Genomic DNA, 18,558 nt, shown 5'->3' with positions numbered 1-18,558 from the left:
CCGATGAAACCGGCCACCGATTCCGATTTGAAGCCGGCTATTTTTCGGGCTGATCCTGGGTCTGTTTGATGTTTGGATCGGGTTTTGTGTCAGGTCAAGCTTTGCTGTGTTTCAAGCGCCATCGGTGAACGCTGTTTGCGCATACTTTCGCCAATGAGATCGATGCCTCGGCGTTGTGAACGAGGCGATCCAGTATCGCATCGGCGGCGTTGGGTTTGAAATAATTTCCCACCAGCGATCCAGGGGCACCTGGCTTGTGACGATCGTCGAGCGACGCTCGTAGCGGTCTTCGATGATCTCGAGAAGATCGCGGCGCTGTTCATCGTTGAGTTTTTCCGGTCCCTAGTCATCGAGGATCAGCAGGTCGGTCTTGGCGATAGATTTGGGGATTCTGCCGTATCGCCCGTCACCCCTTGCAAGCGCGAGCGTGGCGAACAGCCGGGGAACGCGGTGGTATGCAACGGAGAAATCCTCGCGGCATGCTTTGACCGATGGATGCGGCCCAGCGCCGAAAGCGATCTGGTGTCCACTCAGCGTATCGCCGGTGGGAACTGGGCATGTGATCTGGGTCGGTTCCATGACGACAGCCGCCATAGCGGCGCTGATGGACGGCGATGCGCTTGCCGCGGTAAAAGATCTCGATGGTGCGCGCCGTTGCTCTAAGATCGACCTGCTGGCGAATGAGGGCATGAGGGACGGAATAGAAGAAGCTTTTGAACTCGACGTGATAATCGGTCGAGACACGGAGCAGACGCCATTCGGCGAATTCGTAGTTTCACCCGGGAGGCTAGCGAGCGCAGCACGTTCGACACGTTCAAATACTTGCCGCCGGGTAAACACCCAATCGACGCATGAGGTGATCGTTGATGCGATCAAGTGCCAATAGCGGCATTGGCCTCAGCCAGCGAGAAGAAAGTCAGCTTGCGCAACCGCCCCAGGATGCAGGTGGCGCATGGCGGCGTCGTCATCGGCGACGAGAACTTGTTTCAATGGCGTACCTTTACTGGTGCAGTCGATCAATAAAATCACGTCGTTTCTATTTTCAGTTCCCTGCGCCATGTTGGAAAAGAGAAGCGCCCCAAGGGTGGAACGCTCCTCGGATCATCGAATTAAATGAAGCCGAAATTTTCCGCCGTAAGCGAGGTAAGATCCGACATGTCGTGCAGATTGTCGACATGAGCGAAGGCATGCGCGTGGTTCGCAGAATCGACATAGGCTAGTGTCGCACCGTGAGTTTCGCCATCTTGACCGAGAGTTTTTTGATCATGGAAGACAATGATGTCACCGCGGGCTTCGTGATCAATAGCAGTCGCGGCGGCAGCGGCAGACGCAAAGCCTCGATCAGTGATTACCACGACGTGCTCGCCGTGCGCGCCTTCGGCCGCGCCGTTGTAGAAGGTGTCCACAAATTCGCCCGGAAAGCCCTTGGAATGATTGATGAAATTTGCATCAAACAGATTCCGGTCACCACCGAAATCTGCGGCGTCCAGGACAAAGCGGTCCTGCTTCGTGTCGAAATCCATCACACTCGTATAGCAGTGCGTTGTTCCAACCATAGGGTCGTGGAACCGAAACACGAAGGCGTCGCCGTCGTCGCCGCCAGTCAGAACATCTGCGCCGTCACCAGCCACAAGTATATCGCTGCCAGGGCCGGCGTAGAGCACGTCATCGCCCTCGCCGCTATGCGGTATTACGCGGTGAGGGTCGGTGACGTATAAGGGGTAGGAGGCGTCGCTGTACAAGAGATCGTCACCACCGTCGGCATGGATTACGTCTGAGCCTTTCCCGGCCCAGACAATGTCATGGCCCGGACCGGCCGTGATGCTGTCTTGGCCGTCACCAGCTTTGATCCGATCATCGCCGTTGCCGGCATCAATCCAGTCGTTCTTCTTGCCGCCATCGATTATGTCGTTTTCAGGGGATCCTTTGATAAAACTGCCGTTATCACTGCCTTTGATATTCATCGCATATACTCCTTATTAGGCAACGGGCGCCGCCTGTGCCCCTTATCTTTTCCAAGAGCGAATTAGTGAAATCCATTGTTTTGATATGACCTATTTGAATGACGGATGCGAAAATGTTTATCTCGGCCGCACGGCACGCCCTTCGTAGTTGGCCGGCAGATATGAAAAAGACTGGGGGCTATGACGATCGGCGGCCGTTGACGAAGGCCACAACTTCTTCCCTCGTATACGCTGAAGACAAATCTGCAGAGCACCTGATCTCAGGGTGCTTTGCAGATCGAAAACCTCAGCTCCAGGCGTGGAGCGGTGGCTTCTCGCCGTTCAGGAAATACTTACCCAAAATGGCGTACTTCCAGCGGACGGGTCGTGCAGAGTATGGGTGCGGGCGTTGCGCCAGTGGCGATCAAGCCCGTGCTCTGCAAGGGTCGAGCGCGTTGAGTATCTTCGCTTCGGCGGTAACGATCTGGGCTTCCGCAACGGCTCAGGAAGAACAAATTGCGATGCTGATCACCAGCAGGAACAGCGCCGAGATACTGGTCTCGACGACGCCGTCAATGTTCTGAATATCCTCAAGCCGACCCGACGCTTCCCTATGACACGCTTCTCCACCAACGGTGAGCCCAACACGGCGGGGTGGGAGTCGGACGGGCGGCTTACCCATTACTCGCGAGTTGCCCAGACGGCTGAACCGGCCTCGGGATCGGGCATCGCACCGCAGAGTCGGCAGCCGCTCGGCCCCACCCATTGGCTGACCGACGATCATATCACTGCGGATTACAGGCTCCTGGACCAGGAGTGGCAGGGACGCTCTGCGGATCTGGCCGCCCGGACGAGCGTCGTGAATTCTGTCGTGGCATAAGCTCAGCTACAGTCGCGCTTTCGTTGTGCGAGCCTAAATTTGTTGGCGCGGCAAATGCTTGTGCCACCAGCTGGAAAATAAACTATAATATATTTGAAAATATATGACGTATAAGTTTGCTTTAAATGGCGAAGTATCAATCCATTACCGATTTTTGATATAACATAAACGAATATACGACTAAATATATCCTCTGCATCTCTTGTCTTAAATCAGGTAATTGTAGAGAGTCTGCTTATGAAAGCAGGTATGACAATGCTGAAATATTCAACAAGGGCTGTCGCAGGGAGGAACGTCGGGGGCTATGGTCCAGGAGGAAGGCTCCAGCACAGCAGGGACAACGCCTCCTATGTCCCGAAGAGCGTCGGGTCGACTCAAGACCCAACGGACGCGAGGCGAAACTTGATCCAGTCGAGCGATTTGGCTTTTCTCATGGAAGCTCATGATGCCCTCTCCGCGAGTAAGGCGTGGTTTGCAGACCCTTGCGCGTCCAGCCCAGCACCGGATGTTAGTTTCGTTCGTTATCGAGTTACATATGTCGCTAATTAAAAGAAAAATCTTCTCCGTGGGCGTCTCGATGCTAATGGCATGCGGCGCGTCGGCGGCCGATCTAGCTGACCACAGCGTTCCGAGCGCCCCCTCTTATGACGCACCGGGAACCTTCTCGTGGGCCGGGGCTTACGCCGGTCTTCATGGAGGTGTCGCGGCCTCCAAATTCAACCCGTTCAACAATGGTCGCGCCCCAGCGGTGGGCGCTCAGGTAGGTTACAATTTCCAGGCTGGATCGGGCGTTTTCGGCGCAGAACTGGAAGGCTCTTACTTGAACAACGAAGTACGTGTGCCCGGCGGCAACGTGGAAAGCCGCTTCCGAGGTGCCGCGAAAGCGAAGGCTGGCTTGGGCTTTGATCGCACTTTCGTCTACGGCACCGCGGGCGTCACAACGACCGAGTTCGAGGGCCACCGCCTCGTATCCGGATCGGACAAATGGAAATCCGGGCCGGATAGCTGGAAACAGGGCTACCTCTTTGGTGGCGGCGTCGAGCACGCGTTTTCGGGCGGCGTGTCGGCAAAGATCGAGTACAACTACGTCATTAACAACGCCGTCCCGACCACGAGTGGAGGCATCAGCTCAAGGTCCGACCTCAACGATAATGTAATTGAGGCGGGCCTAAACTTTCGCTTCTGACGAATTCGCCTGAAGCCTTGAGCAAAACCCAAATACAAGGCAACCGCCCGCACGATCAGCCATGCCTCGAACAATTCCGGCGCTTGAAACCATCCATCGATTGCCGCTTCAGCTTTTCGGCAATAGCATTCAGAATCATCGGCTCGCTCCACAACTTTCGGAACGGCAATCATCTTCCCATGTCAACATACCGTTGAGCGCCAAAATTTGCGACAGGCCCTGCTTTGAAGTTCTCAGTCGTCTGCCGTACGGTTCCGAGTGAATGCGAAGCTATGGCGATCGGCCTGACGCACTCGGTTAAAATTGACGGCTCGAATTGTTTTTCAGACGAGCGGCGCCAAACGGTTTGCCGAGGACGATCCCGCCTGAAGATGCGCTTTTTGGTTGTATGCATCAAGGGTATATAATATGGTTTTCAGAGTTTAGCTGCCCACGGAACTGGACACTCACTGCTTAGATGTGAGGAAGTTAATCTTGCACCGAACCGGGAGGTTGTCGTGAAGGAAGAATCCTCAGCGGTCTCGAATCTGGTGTTCGATTTCCTGTCAGAGTCAGCCAGCGCAAAGAGCAAAGACGATGTGTTACTCTTATTTGGAAAAATTTCGCAGTATTTCGGGTTTAGTTATTTCGCGATATCCGGCATCCCCTCGCCTATTGAGCGAATTGATTCCTATTTCGTTTTGGGCAATTGGTCAGTCGGGTGGTTTGATCGTTATCGTGAAAACAATTATGTCCACGCCGACCCCATAGTGCATCTTAGCAAGACATGCGATCACGCATTTGTTTGGTCGGAAGCTCTGCGAGATCAAAAACTCGATCGGCAGAGCCGTCGTGTCATGGATGAGGCACGCGAATTCAAGTTGATTGACGGCTTCAGCGTTCCTTTACACACTGCCGCTGGGTTTCAATCGATTGTCAGTTTTGGAGCGGAAAAGGTAGAGCTCTCAACCTGCGACCGAAGCGCGCTCTATCTGATGGCGGCTTACGCGCACAGCTTGCTCCGCGCCCAAATTGCGAATGATGCCAGTCGAAAAATTCAGGCCTTACCCATGATCACAACGCGAGAGCGCGAAATCATCCATTGGTGTGCCGCAGGCAAAACAGCAATAGAGATCGCAACGATTCTCGGACGATCCCATCGAACCATTCAAAATGTCATTTTGAACATCCAGCGAAAGCTCAATGTGGTTAATACACCTCAGATGATTGCCGAAAGCTTTCGTCTCAGAATCATTCGCTGAAGCATATGGAGTTTTCGGCCACTTCAAAGATCGGGCCTGTTGGATCACGACAGCCATCATGATCAGATAGTAGCCCCGTTGAAATGCAGAGCTAAATCTGCGTCTGAATTGATAGACAGGCGCAACACAGTTTTCGGTAGGTCGAGCAGGCAGCATCGATTGGGGGGCTGCGAGGACGTGCTTTGAATTTGTTTCCCCAGAAGTCGTCCAATGACCGCCTACCGCCAGACGGCCCCCCCGAATTGACCAGTCGCGTCTTTTGGGGTGATCCCCGACAGATCGCAGTGGTTGGCATTTTCTGGTCGGGCAGCTTGGATCAGCCGCGCACTTTTAACCGGCGCATTTATCATGCAATACGCGTTAAAGCGTGCGGGTAGCCCTGGCGTTGTATTCGCCTGGTTGCCATTTGGCCTGCAGTTGACGCTTGCCCCCTCCAAACGCCCCGATGGATCCACGGGCTCACCGCTGAAGTCGCATGTTTTCCCGGTTGACGTTCCCGGATTTCCAACCGGACCGGCAAGCGTGACGCCGCGGATCACGACGCCAGTTTCTACGGGCTTCGCTGCGACCTTGCCTTTTTGATGCTCCTCAGCCGCGGCCGCCTGCGCGAAGGTGACCGTCAGAGCGAAAGCAGCTAGGCATCCGAAAGCTCTCAAAGTAGCATTCATTAAAACTTCTCCTCTTTTGCCGGCCGGCAAGATGTCGCTTCCGGACCGATGTCTCTGAATCGAATGAAAGGACCTGCGCCCCTTTCAAGTTACCGAAACTTGATCAGGTAGTTCACGGCCACGTTCTTGGGACGCGTCTCAAGAGCGGTGCGTGCCGGACTTTCCGGCGAGCCTGTCGATTTGCTTGAAATGGAAGTTCCCGCGGCACTGCCCTGTTGCGAAATTCCCGACGGCGTCGTTATCTCATAGGGATGCGAATGAATTTGCAGAGCATCGCATTGGAGTGATCCAACAACATTTGCAACATTGTTGCCAGTTGGATCCAGCCGTCGTTTCGCGTCGGGGTCCATACCGGCACCGGCATCGAAACCGCGCAGGAACAGTCCACGGTAGTCTGGAATCCGAAATTCCAGATCGGCCGTAGAATTCCGCTCTCCATAGAGTCCACCGAGAACGGCGTAGAGTTCTGGATAGGCGGCTGCCTTGAGATAGCGCCCATCGCAAAGTATCCATCCTTGGGCTTCGACGTAGCTGATAGGAGCTTCCGCATTTGTACCCGCAGCCACGCCAGAGCTTGCGCAGGGTGTGTTGCTCCAGATCGTATTGACCGAGCTCGAGATAGGGGCAACTTGCCCCGCAAAGGGACAAATCGCACCGATTGGAGGCCCTGCAAACATCGTTGGTTCCTCGGGCAATATTGATGTGTGAGGAAAGGAGTGCCAATTATCAGCAACAACAGGCACTCCCATGTATTAGTTCCGCCCTGACGGGCGGAGCTGAAGCCAATTCACCCTGCCATCAAGCCGGGTTGACGTCCCAGGTGTTGTCCTCTTGGAGCACGCCTACGAGATTGAAGACGGCAGAGGGAAACTTGGCTTCCCTGGTCTGGGTGATCGTGTCGATGCTGAGCACCGACCCGATAGTGACATTCGTTCCCGCCGCAATCCAATAGCTCGGAGTTGGCGTGAACGTGTGGAGCAGATTGGTGCCCGCTTGTGCAACATAAGTCCCTGTTCCGGACATGCCGATGCCCACGGAGAACCGGTTGTTTGGCACATTGCCAGCATCGTTGATGACCAGTGATCCTGCAGGATCCCCCTTGATCGGCGCGGTCAGGCCAGGTCCATCGCTTAATGAAAAAGTAGTGGTGTTTCTCCCGCTGGGGCTGCAGTCCTCCACCCCGGAGGCAAAAAAGTCCACGCCAGGAATCAGTTGTCCCGTGTCGCTCCAGACGAAATTATAGGCGAGCTCCCAAGTGAACTTGATTTGATTGCCAACCCGAATTTGATACGGAGAGCAGAACCACGCCAAGGAGAAGACATTGGCAACAGGTTGAGGCATCTTTTGATAGACATAGAAGGTCCAAGGTTGCGCCGATTGATTCTTCAGCAATAACGAATATTGCGTTCCTTGGGCAAGCGCTGCGCTTCCCGGCTGTGATGCACGGGCATGATCCGTCATTTCCTTGTCTACGTAGCTGACATGCAAGGACATTTAACTCTCCCTTTCCATTGATTTTCTGTCTTCACGCCAGGACTGATCCAATCGCTTGGACCGCTTCTTGGCCCAGCTCCAACTGAGGCGAGTGTTATTGGAGACACCAATTCAGCTATAATCATTTCCGGGTGACGTAAATGAGTAGATTTACTCCCTGACAGACCACGATTAACCCATAGGCATGCCCCCGAAACCCGGGACGGTAAGAGCGGCCGAAGTCTATTTGGTCGGTAGCAGATAAGCACCGGCCGAGATGGCTTTCTAACGTGATCCCATCAACGAAAAGTGGCCTGAGAGGCGGCTTGATCGAGCCCCTGGCGTCTTTGACGCACACCGTATGCTCTGCAAATTTACTCTAGCGGTACGAGATGATGGCATTCTTAAGCCCGTTTTGGCGATCTTTCCGTTACCGCCATTTCCCATGCCGCGCGGGATTGTCTGATTTCAAACTATGGTAGCGCGACGAACGACCTGATCATCCGCGACCTGGCGCAGAGATGAGTATTTCTACTCATTTTGAGGGACAGTAAGATCGTGCATAGTGATCCGGGGGTCAGCGAGCGATGATCAAGATTTGCATTGGGCACTCTCGGGCTAACGCCGTAATCATGGAGAAAATCTGGCGATTTCGACACCAGCAATTTGTGGAACGACGTGGGTGGGAGGCGTTACGCAAGAGTGACAGACGGGAAATAGATCAGTTTGATCACGATTGCGCTATTCATTTTAGCGTTCTCAAGAACGATGCGGTGATCGGGTATTCTCGGCTCCTTCCTACTGTGCAGCCACATCTTCTATCAACCGTCTACCCGCAAATCATGCGAGGTCAAAAGTGGCCAAGGTCGCACGACGTTTTCGAATGGACGCGGTGGGCGATTGCAAGCGGTGACGAAAAGATTGACGGGATTCCAATATCGCGTGTTCTGATGATCGGGTTGATGGAGTTTTGCCGTGCTGCCGGCATCACCTCGCTCATCGGCGAAACGCACCCAAAGCTGATAAACTCGTTGCGCACCAATGGGTGGCGAACACACATCCTCTCAGAGCCTAGCATTTTCGAAAAAGAATTAGTCGTGCCGCTCGAAGTCATCCCATCGTCCTCTCCGCAGACGTTTTAGGCAATTAGCTAGCATAGGGAATTCCGCTCGATGTTTGAACCTTACGGCTCAGGAAGTTTTGGTCACCAATTCGCCGCCAGTCCGGCTCATAAGCGAGCACGAGTCCCCGCCTCGATTTCTGTTGTACAAGCGGCGCCACATCGCAATCAGACCCGCTTCTTTACCGGGCGATTGTCGTACGCTCAATGCTTAGGTCAGAGAGCCAACCGCGTAGCCGCCCGGATCGATTGCAGCCAAATAATTTCGCAGTCCATGCCGCCCTAGAACGGCATGCGACAGTGTACCTCAGTCAATCGCGTCATTGGCCCCTTAGGGGGACGGCGAGGAAAACCAAAGGAGAGTCATAACATGGAAACGATAACTACCCGCAAGCCAATTGATCCAATCGGCAGCGAGTTGAGCGTCTTTGCCAAGACGCCGCGCGTCGGATCGACCCCTTCGACTACAGAAATTGCTGCCATGATCAAGGGGGGCAAGCCAGGCGACATGGACAAACTGGACGTTTAAGTTTCGTCCGTGTGACCGTCGCCAAGGCGGCGGTCACTGCCCCTTTAGATTTTCATCAAATAAGCGATCACTCATGTTCAAGGGAACGATTGACCGAGGTCATCTCGAGTGCGTGGCTGAGCCCCCGATGTACTCGCTGCCCTACCCCAACATCTCTATCAAGATCCTAGACCATCCTTTGCTCGAGAGCTTCCGGTGGGACACCACTGATCAAATCGTCCTGATCTGCCGCGAGCGTTCCGCCGAAGCGAATGGGCAGGTTGTGGCACTCAGGGATTGGCCGATAGAACGAGCGCATGATTTCTGTGCTTTTGGGCGATGGCCATTGGACTATCAGACAATTTCGATCAATCGCCATTCCGGCACGGTGACCTTCAGCGCCGGACATGGGGGTGTTGCGCCACTTTATATTAAGGTCAGCGGCGAGCGCATTGATCTCTCCTGGTCGATAGCGGACTTTTATTCGGGCATGACTCTCGCCGACGTCGACACGGACCGAGCTGGCCTGCGTCTTGTGGGGACGCTCCCCTATGCAACAACCACGATGTTTCGCGGTGTTTTCATGCTGACGGAGCGCGCGTCACTTTGCATCGACAGGATGGGAGCCGTGGAGACGAAATATCCCCCTCCGGCACCGTATTTCATTCCGACCCCACTTGTGGATGGGGCCGATGTTGCCGCCGCAGCATGCCATTTGATCGACACCCTGCTGCGTCGCTGGCCGCTCACGCCCGCTCTCACGGCTAGCGAATTCAGCGGAGGATTGGATTCGGCGGTCGTTGCCGCCATTTTGGCGGGGCAGCATCCTGACGCCCTGCAAACCTATGCCTTGGAGGTCGAGGGACCAGCTCGTAGTCAACAGACTTCGCGGCGCGAAATAGCAATCGAGCACTTCGGCTTTCGCGACCAAACGCTGCGTGTTGACACGATACCAATGGTTCCGTGTGGGTTCGAAGTGAGTAGCGACTACGTCCCCGCTCCCTACAATGCCGATCTGCAGCGGCCTCTCCATCAACTATTGAAGTCGCTCGCAACTGCCTCAGCCCCGCGGGCGGTCGCAACCGGTACAGGCGGTGATGAGTTGCTAATGGCCCATGCTTTCGAGCAAAATCACGAGCAGTTCGCTCGTAATGTTAGCGATGCATTCCTTCCTGCGATCTTTCCCTCCGCCATGACGCTGGTGCTCAAAAACCAATTGCCCGACTATGCAGCAAGCTGCGATCGGGCACCCTTTCCTATTCTGCCGATCTCGGTACTGGAGGCACACGCCGCGCGGGCTCCTTTGTTTGCGAGCCATGGCATATGGCCAATTAGCCCATTCGCCCAGCCAGAAGCCGTACGATTTTATCGGAGTTTGCCTTTGGCCTGGAGGCACGAAAAGGCGCTGCATCGCCGGATGTTGGAACGGCTTGGATATCCAAAACGGTTCTTCGGAGTTTCTATAAGAGAAAATTTCGAACACTATCTGACCGGCTCGCTGACTATCGGTGCTAGCGAGATCACTAGTCAATTATCCCGTCGTTGCCTGCTGCATGAACTGGGACTGATCGATGCTGACCGCCTGATCGCCACAATAGACGACATCCGATACGATTCTCCGCTTGGCGAGCTCGGCTTTATCTTCCACGCAATTAACGTTGAACACATGCTTCGGCGAATTGACGGAACTTGAAGGAGATCACCCGCTAACGCAGCGGGGACCTCAACACGCCTGCAATTGGTAACCCGTGCATCGCCGCGGAACGAGGCCGATGGGTTCGCTGCCACTTTGAAATGTCGTGTTTCTGGAGCGAGACTTATATGAACATTTGCCATCGCTCGCGCCCAGACGCCGCGTCAATGACGTCTTCCTCGTGAAGTGGATCGCTAGCCGTGGCGTAGTCGAGTGACATGGCGCTTGATCATCGCCGGAAACAGCCCTTTGCCGCAAGTGATCAGAATTCGTTACTGCTGGTCTGGTGATGGGATACAGGCTGTTCGAACAATGGTCCTAGAAGCTACACATGGATAAATGAGACATCCTGTCGGCTGGTCAGATATTCGACATTGTCATCACCTTTGTCGGTTACGTGACAAGCGTTCCTGTTCTCAATCCCGCATCTTTGCGCCCACATAACTGGAATCGCAGTAAATTATTGTTCGTCATCTCTATCGGCCTGCTTGGCACGAATCTTGTGAGCTATTGCGAGGCAGCGGAACGGCCTCCGCATCCACGTTGCGGGATAACCGCATTGCCTCGAACACATGAAGGAACGCCAAACATGGCAGCTCTGCGTCAGATCGCATTCTATGGAAAGGGCGGCATTGGCAAGTCCACTACATCCCAAAACACGCTAGCCGCCCTTGTGGACCATGGGCAGAAGATCCTCATCGTCGGCTGTGACCCTAAGGCCGATTCTACGCGCCTGATCTTGAACTCGAAGGCCCAGGATACGGTTCTTGATCTCGCTGCAACGAGAGGTTCGGTTGAAGATCTTGAACTCGAAGACGTGCTCAAGGTAGGCTATAAAGGTATCAAATGCGTGGAGTCTGGCGGCCCGGAGCCAGGCGTCGGCTGCGCGGGACGTGGCGTTATCACGTCGATCAACTTTCTCGAGGAGAACGGCGCCTACAACGATGTCGACTACGTGTCTTATGACGTGCTCGGTGACGTTGTGTGCGGCGGCTTCGCGATGCCGATCCGTGAAAACAAAGCTCAGGAAATTTATATCGTCATGTCCGGCGAGATGATGGCGCTGTATGCGGCCAACAATATCGCCAGGGGCATCCTGAAATATGCTGCAGGCGGCAGCGTACGCCTGGGCGGCCTCATTTGTAACGAGCGTCAAACCGATCGCGAACTCGACCTCGCCGAAGCGCTGGCTGCCAAACTCAATTCTAAGCTCATCCATTTCGTGCCACGCGACAACATTGTCCAACACGCCGAGCTTAGAAAGATGACGGTGATCCAATATGCGCCGGACTCTCAGCAAGCGGCCGAGTACCGAACACTTGCCCAAAGAATACATGACAATTCTGGCAAAGGCACCATCCCGACCCCCATCACCATGGAAGAGCTTGAGGACATGCTTCTCGATTTCGGGATCATGAAGACCGACGAGCAGATGCTTGCCGAACTTCAAGCCAGGGATGCCAAGTTGAAAGCTGCCCAGTGATCACACTGACACGAGCGCGCAGCGACACGCAAAGCACCCGCCATCCCGTGAGGGAGGTTTCGCCGATGTGGCTTCAGCCGGATTTTCCAAGGGGTTGGGTTAATGACCTTCAAATACGCCAATGACAGTGATTTACATGCGAAGCTTATAGCGGATGTGCTGTCGCAATATCCGGACAAAGCAGCGAAACGCCGAAGTAAACACCTTAGCCTGGCAACGAGCGAAAAGGACGCCGGCGAAGACCCAAACGCGATTAGCGAATGCGAGGTAAAGTCGAATATCAAGTCTGTTCCAGGCGTGATGACGATCCGCGGCTGCGCTTACGCCGGTTCAAAAGGTGTCGTCTGGGGACCAATCAAGGATATGGTTCACATTTCACACGGGCCGGTCGGCTGTGGTCAATACTCCTGGTCGCAACGTCGCAACTATTACGTCGGTCTGACAGGCATCGACACTTTCGTGACGATGCAATTTACCTCCGATTTCCAGGAGAAGGACATCGTTTTCGGCGGTGACAAGAAACTGGAAAATGTCATCGATGAGACCGCTGAACTTTTCCCGCTAAGCAATGGCGTCACCCTGCAATCAGAATGTCCGATCGGCCTGATTGGCGACGATATCGAGGCCGTAGCTCGAAAAAAGGCCAAAGAACACGCGACGACCGTTGTCCCGGTACGCTGCGAAGGCTTCCGTGGCGTGTCGCAATCGCTTGGCCACCACATCGCCAACGACGCAATTCGAGATTGGGTCTTCGACAAGAAAGACATAAAATTCGAGGCAGGTCCCTACGACGTTAATGTCATAGGCGACTATAACATTGGTGGCGATGCATGGGCCTCGCGCATCCTGCTCGAGGAGATCGGATTGCGCGTGGTCGGCAACTGGTCAGGAGATGCAACTCTCGCCGAAGTGGAGCGCGCGCCGAGAGCGGCACTCAACCTCATTCACTGCTATCGGTCGATGAATTATATCTCCAGGCACATGGAGGAAAAGTATGGCATTCCTTGGATGGAGTACAATTTCTTTGGGCACTCCCAAATCGATGCCTCGCTGCGCAACATAGCCAAGCACTTCGGGCCGGAGATCCAAGAAAAAGCTGAAAAGGTCATAGCCAGATACCAACCCCTCGTTTGGGCCGTAATCGACAAATACTGGCAGCGCCTTTCCGGTAAACGGGTGATGCTCTACGTCGGGGGATTGCGTCCTCGTCACGTCGTCACCGCTTATGAAGACCTTGGTATGGAAATCGTAGGAACAGGCTACGAATTCGGTCATGGCGATGACTATCAGCGCACCGGCCATTACGTAAAGGAAGGCACGCTGATCTACGACGATGTGACTGGCTATGAACTAGAGAAATTCGTTGAGGGAATCCGCCCCGATCTCGTCGGGTCCGGCGTTAAAGAAAAATACCCGGTACAGAAAATGGGCATTCCGTTCCGTCAGATGCACTCCTGGGATTATTCTGGCCCGTATCACGGTTATGACGGCTTCTCGATTTTCGCCCGAGACATGGATATGGCCATCAACAATCCCGTTTGGGGTCTTTACGACGCGCCGTGGAAGAATGACCGCGCCTCGGCGGGTGGTAGTAGCATGAGGACCTAATATTCCTCGAATAAAAACGCGGGAGGCCTTACGCGCCGAAGGGCTCTGATCGCCACCATGTCGTCGCAGCCAGACCGAAAGAGGTGACCCTATGCCGCAATCAGCTGAGAAAGCTCTCGACCATGCGCCTTTGTTCTGCGAGCCGGAATATAGGCAAATGTTGGCCGAGAAAAAGCTGAACTTCGAATGCCCACACCCGGATCAGGTCGTGTCAGACCAACGCGAATTCACGAAGACCTGGGAATACCGCGAGAAAAACTTGGCCCGCCAAGCCCTTGTCGTTAATCCAGCCAAAGCCTGCCAGCCACTCGGCGCGGTTTTCGCAGCGGCGGGATTCGAACGAACGATGTCGTTCGTCCATGGCAGCCAAGGTTGCGTTGCCTACTACAGGTCGCACCTATCGCGCCATTTCAAGGAGCCGTCATCGGTGGTCTCGTCATCGATGACAGAAGACGCCGCTGTATTTGGTGGCCTGAAGAATATGGTCGACGGCCTCGCCAACACGTACAAGCTTTATAATCCGAAGATGATCGCGGTATCGACCACATGTATGGCCGAGGTCATCGGAGATGACCTGCATGGTTTTATCGAAAACGCCAAAAGTGAAGGTTCTGTCCCGCGCGATTTCGATGTCCCCTTCGCCCACACACCTGCCTTTGTCGGCAGCCATGTCGATGGCTATGACAGCATGGTAAAAGGTGTGCTGGAGAATTTCTGGAAGGGCACCGCGCGAAATGAAGCCACCGCTACTATCAACATCATTCCTGGATTTGATGGCTTCTGCGTTGGGAACAATCGCGAACTAAAACGCCTGCTTGACCTGATGCAAGTGACTTACATGTTCATCCAGGACGCATCAGATCAGTTCGATACGCCTTCCGATGGCAAATTTCGGATGTATGACGGCGGGACCAGCATCAATGACGTGAAGGCGGCGTTGAATGCGGAGTGGACATTGTCCCTGCAGTATTTCAACACTCGCAAGACGTTAGATTACTGCAGAGACGTTGGACAAGCGGCGACTTCCTTCCACTACCCTCTCGGCGTCGAAGCTACCGACGAACTTCTGATGGTGATATCGGAAATTTCCAGCAGAGAAATTCCCGAGGCGATCCGTCTGGAGCGCGGCCGACTCATCGATGCGATGGCGGACAGTCAAGCTTGGCTATACGGAAAGAAATACGCGATCTACGGCGATCCAGATTTCGTCTATGCGATGGCGCGCTTCATCATGGAGACCGGCGGCGAGCCAACCCACTGCCTGGCCACAAATGGCACCTCAGCTTGGGAGGACGAGATGAAGGAACTCCTCGCATCCTCGCCCTTCGGGAAGAATGCACAGGTTTGGCCAGGCAAAGATCTCTGGGCACTGCGCTCGCTACTGTTCACAGAGCCGGTGGATCTCCTGATCGGAAATTCTTATGGGAAGTATCTCGAACGGGACACCGGTACCCCACTGGTTCGGCTGATGTTTCCAATTTTCGACCGGCACCATCATCATCGATTCCCCCTCATGGGGTACCAAGGCGGACTGCGTCTTCTAACGGCGATCCTCGACAAGATCTTCGACAACCTCGATCGCGAAACAATGCACGCGGGTGTGACAGATTATTCGTATGACCTCACTCGCTAAGAGCGACGGTCGGCCGGGCGGCCTATCTCTCAACCAGATATGAAGGCAGACGAATGTCCTCGCTCAACGCCAAAAACAAAGATGCCTTCCACGCGCTAGCGAGTGAAAGGAGCGGCAGCAAGCTTCCCAAGGCGCGCCGAAGAAATTGCGCGAGGCCAATGGCCCCGGGAACGGCCGTCGGCGGTTGCGCTTTCGACGGCGCCAAGGTCGCACTGCAGCCGATCACCGATGTCGCACATCTGATTCACGGGCCGCTCGCCTGCGAGGGAAATTCCTGGGACAACCGTGGCGCTGCCTCGTCAGGTCCAACACTTTGGCGGACGAGCTTCACGACTGATCTTACGGAAATCGACATTGTAATGGGACACAGCGAACGGAGGCTCTTTAAAGCGATCCGGGAAATCAAGGATGGGTATGCGCCCGCGGCAATTTTTGTCTATTCAACCTGCGTTACAGCGATGATCGGTGACGACATCGACGTTGTTTGCAAGCGAGCGACGGACGAATTTGCTTTACCGGTGGTGCCGGTCAATGCACCAGGTTTTGTCGGATCTAAAAACCTCGGCAACAAGCTAGCGGGCGAGGCGCTGCTCAAGCATGTCATAGGTACGGTTGAGCCCGATGAACCGGGCCTTTGCGACATCAACATACTCGGCGAATTTAACCTCTCGGGTGAGTTCTGGCAGGTGAAGCCACTCTTGCATAGGCTCGGCATCCGCGTCCGCGCCTGTATTCCCGGAGACGCGCGATATCTGCAAGTCGCCTCCGCCCACCGCTCACGCGCGGCGATGACGGTGTGTTCGACAGCGTTCGTTACGTTGGCACGTAAGATGCAGGAACGCTGGGATATTCCGTTTTTCGAGGGCTCCTTCTATGGCATCTCCGGCACCTCGGAGGCGCTCCGGCGGATCGCCGATCTGCTTGTAAAGAAGGGTGCTGACCCCTCGCTTTTGCATCGCACGGAAATCCTTGTAGCGGAAGAAGAGGAAAAGGTGTGGAAGAGGCTGGAAGCGTACCGACCTCGCCTTGAGGGCAAGCGCGTGCTTCTAAATACAGGCGGCGTGAAATCCTGGTCGGTCGTCCATGCCTTGATGGAGATCGGCATGGAGATCGTCGGCACATCAGTCAAGAAATCGACGCTCGAAGATAGGGAGCGAGTGAAACAGACCCTGAAGGAGGAGAACCTCCTGTTCGAGTCGATGTCGCCGCGCGAGCTTTTCTCGCTTCTACTCGAGAGAAAGGCTGACATCATGCTGTCGGGCGGACGCACCCAGTATATAGCGCTAAAGGCAAAACTGCCCTGGCTTGACATCAACCAGGAGCGTCATCACGCTTACGCTGGCTATGAGGGTATCGTGCAACTTGCTCGACAAATTGACCTGGCAATCCACAATCCGGTGTGGCCGCAGGTGCGCGAGCCGGCGCCATGGGAGCCGGCATTGGTCGTTGAAAAGCGAGCGAAAAGGGAAGCGTAAGCGCGTCGAACCAAAACCGCGAGATCACTCGCAAAAAATGTTGAGGTCGTACTATGGCACGCGTCGTATCTCAAACCAAGTCGGCGGCGGTCAACCCCCTGAAGTCGTCTCAGCCGCTTGGTGCTGCCTTCGCCTTTCTGGGCGTCGACGGCGCAATACCTCTGCTCCATGGAAGCCAGGGATGTACGAGCTTCGCGCTCGCACTGCTCGTGAGGCACTTCAATGAAGCGATCCCGCTGCAAACCACGGCGATGAACGAAGCCGCGACAATCGTCGGCGGCGCGGATCGTCTTGAAGAGGCAATTCTCAGCCTCAAAGCCCGCACAAGGCCACGACTGATCGGGATATGCACGACCGCATCGGTAGAGGCCCGCGACGAGGATGTCGTCGTTGACGTCGAAAACATCAAACGCAGGCGGGCGATAGAACTTGTGGGCACCGAAGTGGTAGTCGCCAACACGCCTGACTTTGACGGCGCCATAGAGGAGGGTTGGTCTAAAGCTGTTACCGCCGTGATCGAGGCAACAGCGCGACCTGACAAGCAGTATCGCAATCCGAGGAAGATCGCGATACTGCCTGGCTGGAACTTAACGGTTGCTGACATAGAACATCTGCGCGAAACGGCCGTAAGTTTCGGCCTCGACCCGGTTATTCTGCCCGACGTATCCGGAGCGCTCGACGGCTCCATCCCCGAAGAATGGATGCCGATAACGAATGGCGGCACGAAATTGCAGGAGATCCGCGATCTCGGTGCGACGATGCAGTGTATCGCAATCGGTGAGCATATGCGGCGACCGGCTGAAGCGCTGCAGAGACTGACCGGCGTGCCGTACGTGCTGTTTAGATCGCTGACGGGCCTAGAAAACGTCGATCGCTTTATTCGCGTGCTTGCCGCTATGTCACGCAAACAGACACCGCTCAATGTCCGCCGCAACCGAATGCAGTTGCAGGATGCCATGCTCGACGGACATTCCCATATGGCAGGCAAGAAGATCGCAATCGCTTCGGAGCCCGATCAACTTTTCCAGCTCTCCAACTTTTTTGCTGCCATGGGTGCGGAAATTGCGGCCGCGGTCACCACGACCGGCACTTCGAAGGCGCTCGAGATGGTACCGGCGAAAACCGTCAAAGTCGGCGATCTCAGTGATCTGGAAAGTCTCGCCGCAATGGCCGATCTTATCGTCACGCACTCGCACGGCCGAGAAGCTGCCAGACGTCTCGGCGTTCCGCTGATGCGGGTGGGTTTCCCCATGTTCGACCGCTTCGGCAGCCAGCACAAGCTTACAGTATTATACCGGGGAACCCGCGACGTGATCTTCGACTTCGCGAACATCATTCAGGCTAACCACCCTCCGAACCCCGGCCCAGTTGACTCAACCGATAGGCGGGAATCGCAATAATGAGATCAATTCGTCGCGTCTCGCTCTTCAATGGCGGACTTCATCAACGCGGACGAAACGGCAGGTGGGCACTTCGCGAATTGCCATCGCCACACAAGATATGAAGGGACTGACAGCGCAGTTTGAATCGGTCAGACGATTTGACGCGACATGCGACTCGAGGACCTTCGTGGAAGCCGCTGGGTTCGAAAGTACAAGATCGGAAGACAGAAGCGAAGGTGGAGGACCGCACTGGGTAAAGATTGCG

At 55.0% G+C, this 18,558-nt stretch carries 16 protein-coding genes and 3 pseudogenes; 10 read left to right on the top strand and 9 right to left on the bottom strand.

Going from position 1 to position 18,558, the window contains the following annotated elements; translation table 11 throughout:
* Nucleotides 1-89 precede the first annotated feature (89 nt).
* From GR197_RS16485 to GR197_RS16465, 5 genes and pseudogenes are all read right to left on the bottom strand, one after another.
* Nucleotides 90-486: pseudogene (locus GR197_RS16485) on the bottom strand (ATP-binding protein); the annotation flags it as partial.
* The gene (locus tag GR197_RS32870) at nt 407-751 is read right to left on the bottom strand and encodes a Mu transposase domain-containing protein (RefSeq protein WP_371316936.1); all 345 of its coding nucleotides are present in this window, start codon (nt 749-751) and stop codon (nt 407-409) included. The gene GR197_RS32870 and the pseudogene GR197_RS16485, both read right to left, overlap by 80 nt.
* A gap of 146 nt (nt 752-897) precedes the next feature.
* Nucleotides 898-1,059 (bottom strand): hypothetical protein, encoded by a 162-nt coding sequence (locus GR197_RS16475; RefSeq protein WP_020048089.1) that lies wholly within the window; start codon nt 1,057-1,059, stop codon nt 898-900.
* A 50-nt stretch (nt 1,060-1,109) separates the two neighbouring features.
* Nucleotides 1,110-1,964, bottom strand: coding sequence for a calcium-binding protein (locus GR197_RS16470; RefSeq protein WP_011654216.1), 855 nt, complete (start codon nt 1,962-1,964; stop codon nt 1,110-1,112).
* A 286-nt stretch (nt 1,965-2,250) separates the two neighbouring features.
* Nucleotides 2,251-2,442 (bottom strand): annotated as a pseudogene (locus GR197_RS16465) (SfnB family sulfur acquisition oxidoreductase); the annotation flags it as partial.
* Nucleotides 2,443-3,358: 916 nt separating this feature from the next.
* Here GR197_RS16465 and GR197_RS16460 point away from each other — a divergent pair.
* Nucleotides 3,359-4,009: an outer membrane protein gene (locus tag GR197_RS16460; protein ID WP_131664061.1), complete on the top strand. Its 651-nt coding sequence runs from the start codon at nt 3,359-3,361 to the stop codon at nt 4,007-4,009.
* Here GR197_RS16460 and GR197_RS16455 read toward each other — a convergent pair.
* Nucleotides 4,006-4,148: pseudogene (locus tag GR197_RS16455) on the bottom strand (IS6 family transposase); the annotation flags it as partial. The gene GR197_RS16460 and the pseudogene GR197_RS16455 overlap by 4 nt on opposite strands.
* Nucleotides 4,149-4,506: 358 nt before the next feature.
* Here GR197_RS16455 and GR197_RS16450 point away from each other — a divergent pair.
* On the top strand, nt 4,507-5,250 hold the full coding sequence (locus GR197_RS16450) for a helix-turn-helix transcriptional regulator (RefSeq protein ID WP_131711124.1): 744 nt from the start codon (nt 4,507-4,509) through the stop codon (nt 5,248-5,250).
* A gap of 218 nt (nt 5,251-5,468) precedes the next feature.
* Here the strand turns inward: GR197_RS16450 and GR197_RS16445 are convergent, their stop codons facing one another.
* From GR197_RS16445 to GR197_RS16435, 3 genes are all read right to left on the bottom strand, one after another.
* Nucleotides 5,469-5,918 carry a protein rhiC gene (locus GR197_RS16445; RefSeq protein ID WP_164011327.1) on the bottom strand — a complete coding sequence of 150 codons (450 nt, stop codon included), beginning with the start codon at nt 5,916-5,918 and terminating at the stop codon, nt 5,469-5,471.
* A gap of 89 nt (nt 5,919-6,007) precedes the next feature.
* The gene (locus GR197_RS16440) at nt 6,008-6,667 is read right to left on the bottom strand and encodes a phage tail protein (protein ID WP_131604695.1); all 660 of its coding nucleotides are present in this window, start codon (nt 6,665-6,667) and stop codon (nt 6,008-6,010) included.
* A 49-nt stretch (nt 6,668-6,716) separates the two neighbouring features.
* Entirely contained in the window at nt 6,717-7,412 is a 696-nt protein-coding gene (locus GR197_RS16435) for a protein RhiA (RefSeq protein WP_003551764.1), read from the bottom strand.
* Between the two features lie 566 nt (nt 7,413-7,978).
* Here GR197_RS16435 and GR197_RS16430 point away from each other — a divergent pair.
* The 8 genes from GR197_RS16430 (at nt 7,979) to nifN (ending at nt 18,311) form a co-directional block, all read left to right on the top strand.
* Nucleotides 7,979-8,533, top strand: a complete 555-nt coding sequence (locus GR197_RS16430) for an acyl-homoserine-lactone synthase (RefSeq protein WP_003551763.1) — start codon at nt 7,979-7,981, stop codon at nt 8,531-8,533.
* Nucleotides 8,534-8,881: 348 nt separating this feature from the next.
* Entirely contained in the window at nt 8,882-9,040 is a 159-nt protein-coding gene (locus GR197_RS32040; protein ID WP_003551761.1) for a hypothetical protein, read from the top strand.
* Between the two features lie 73 nt (nt 9,041-9,113).
* Entirely contained in the window at nt 9,114-10,712 is a 1,599-nt protein-coding gene (locus GR197_RS16425) for an asparagine synthase-related protein (protein ID WP_131711122.1), read from the top strand.
* Nucleotides 10,713-11,301: 589 nt separating this feature from the next.
* Complete coding sequence (gene nifH / locus GR197_RS16420; protein WP_011654205.1) at nt 11,302-12,195, top strand: nitrogenase iron protein; 894 nt, start codon at nt 11,302-11,304, stop codon at nt 12,193-12,195.
* A 102-nt stretch (nt 12,196-12,297) separates the two neighbouring features.
* The gene (nifD, locus tag GR197_RS16415; protein WP_131604698.1) at nt 12,298-13,803 is read left to right on the top strand and encodes a nitrogenase molybdenum-iron protein alpha chain; all 1,506 of its coding nucleotides are present in this window, start codon (nt 12,298-12,300) and stop codon (nt 13,801-13,803) included.
* Nucleotides 13,804-13,894: 91 nt separating this feature from the next.
* On the top strand, nt 13,895-15,436 hold the full coding sequence (gene nifK / locus GR197_RS16410) for a nitrogenase molybdenum-iron protein subunit beta (RefSeq protein WP_131711121.1): 1,542 nt from the start codon (nt 13,895-13,897) through the stop codon (nt 15,434-15,436).
* Between the two features lie 53 nt (nt 15,437-15,489).
* Nucleotides 15,490-16,911: a nitrogenase iron-molybdenum cofactor biosynthesis protein NifE gene (gene nifE / locus GR197_RS16405; RefSeq protein WP_131711120.1), complete on the top strand. Its 1,422-nt coding sequence runs from the start codon at nt 15,490-15,492 to the stop codon at nt 16,909-16,911.
* A 53-nt stretch (nt 16,912-16,964) separates the two neighbouring features.
* Nucleotides 16,965-18,311, top strand: coding sequence for a nitrogenase iron-molybdenum cofactor biosynthesis protein NifN (gene nifN, locus GR197_RS16400; RefSeq protein ID WP_131604700.1), 1,347 nt, complete (start codon nt 16,965-16,967; stop codon nt 18,309-18,311).
* The last annotated feature ends 247 nt before the right edge of the window (nt 18,312-18,558 follow it).

The sequence above is a fragment of the Rhizobium phaseoli genome, assembly GCF_010668805.1.
Classification (GTDB): Bacteria; Pseudomonadota; Alphaproteobacteria; order Rhizobiales; family Rhizobiaceae; genus Rhizobium; species Rhizobium phaseoli_A.
Note: the sequence above shows the minus strand (reverse complement) of the source record. Positions and strands in the feature narration are given on the sequence as shown.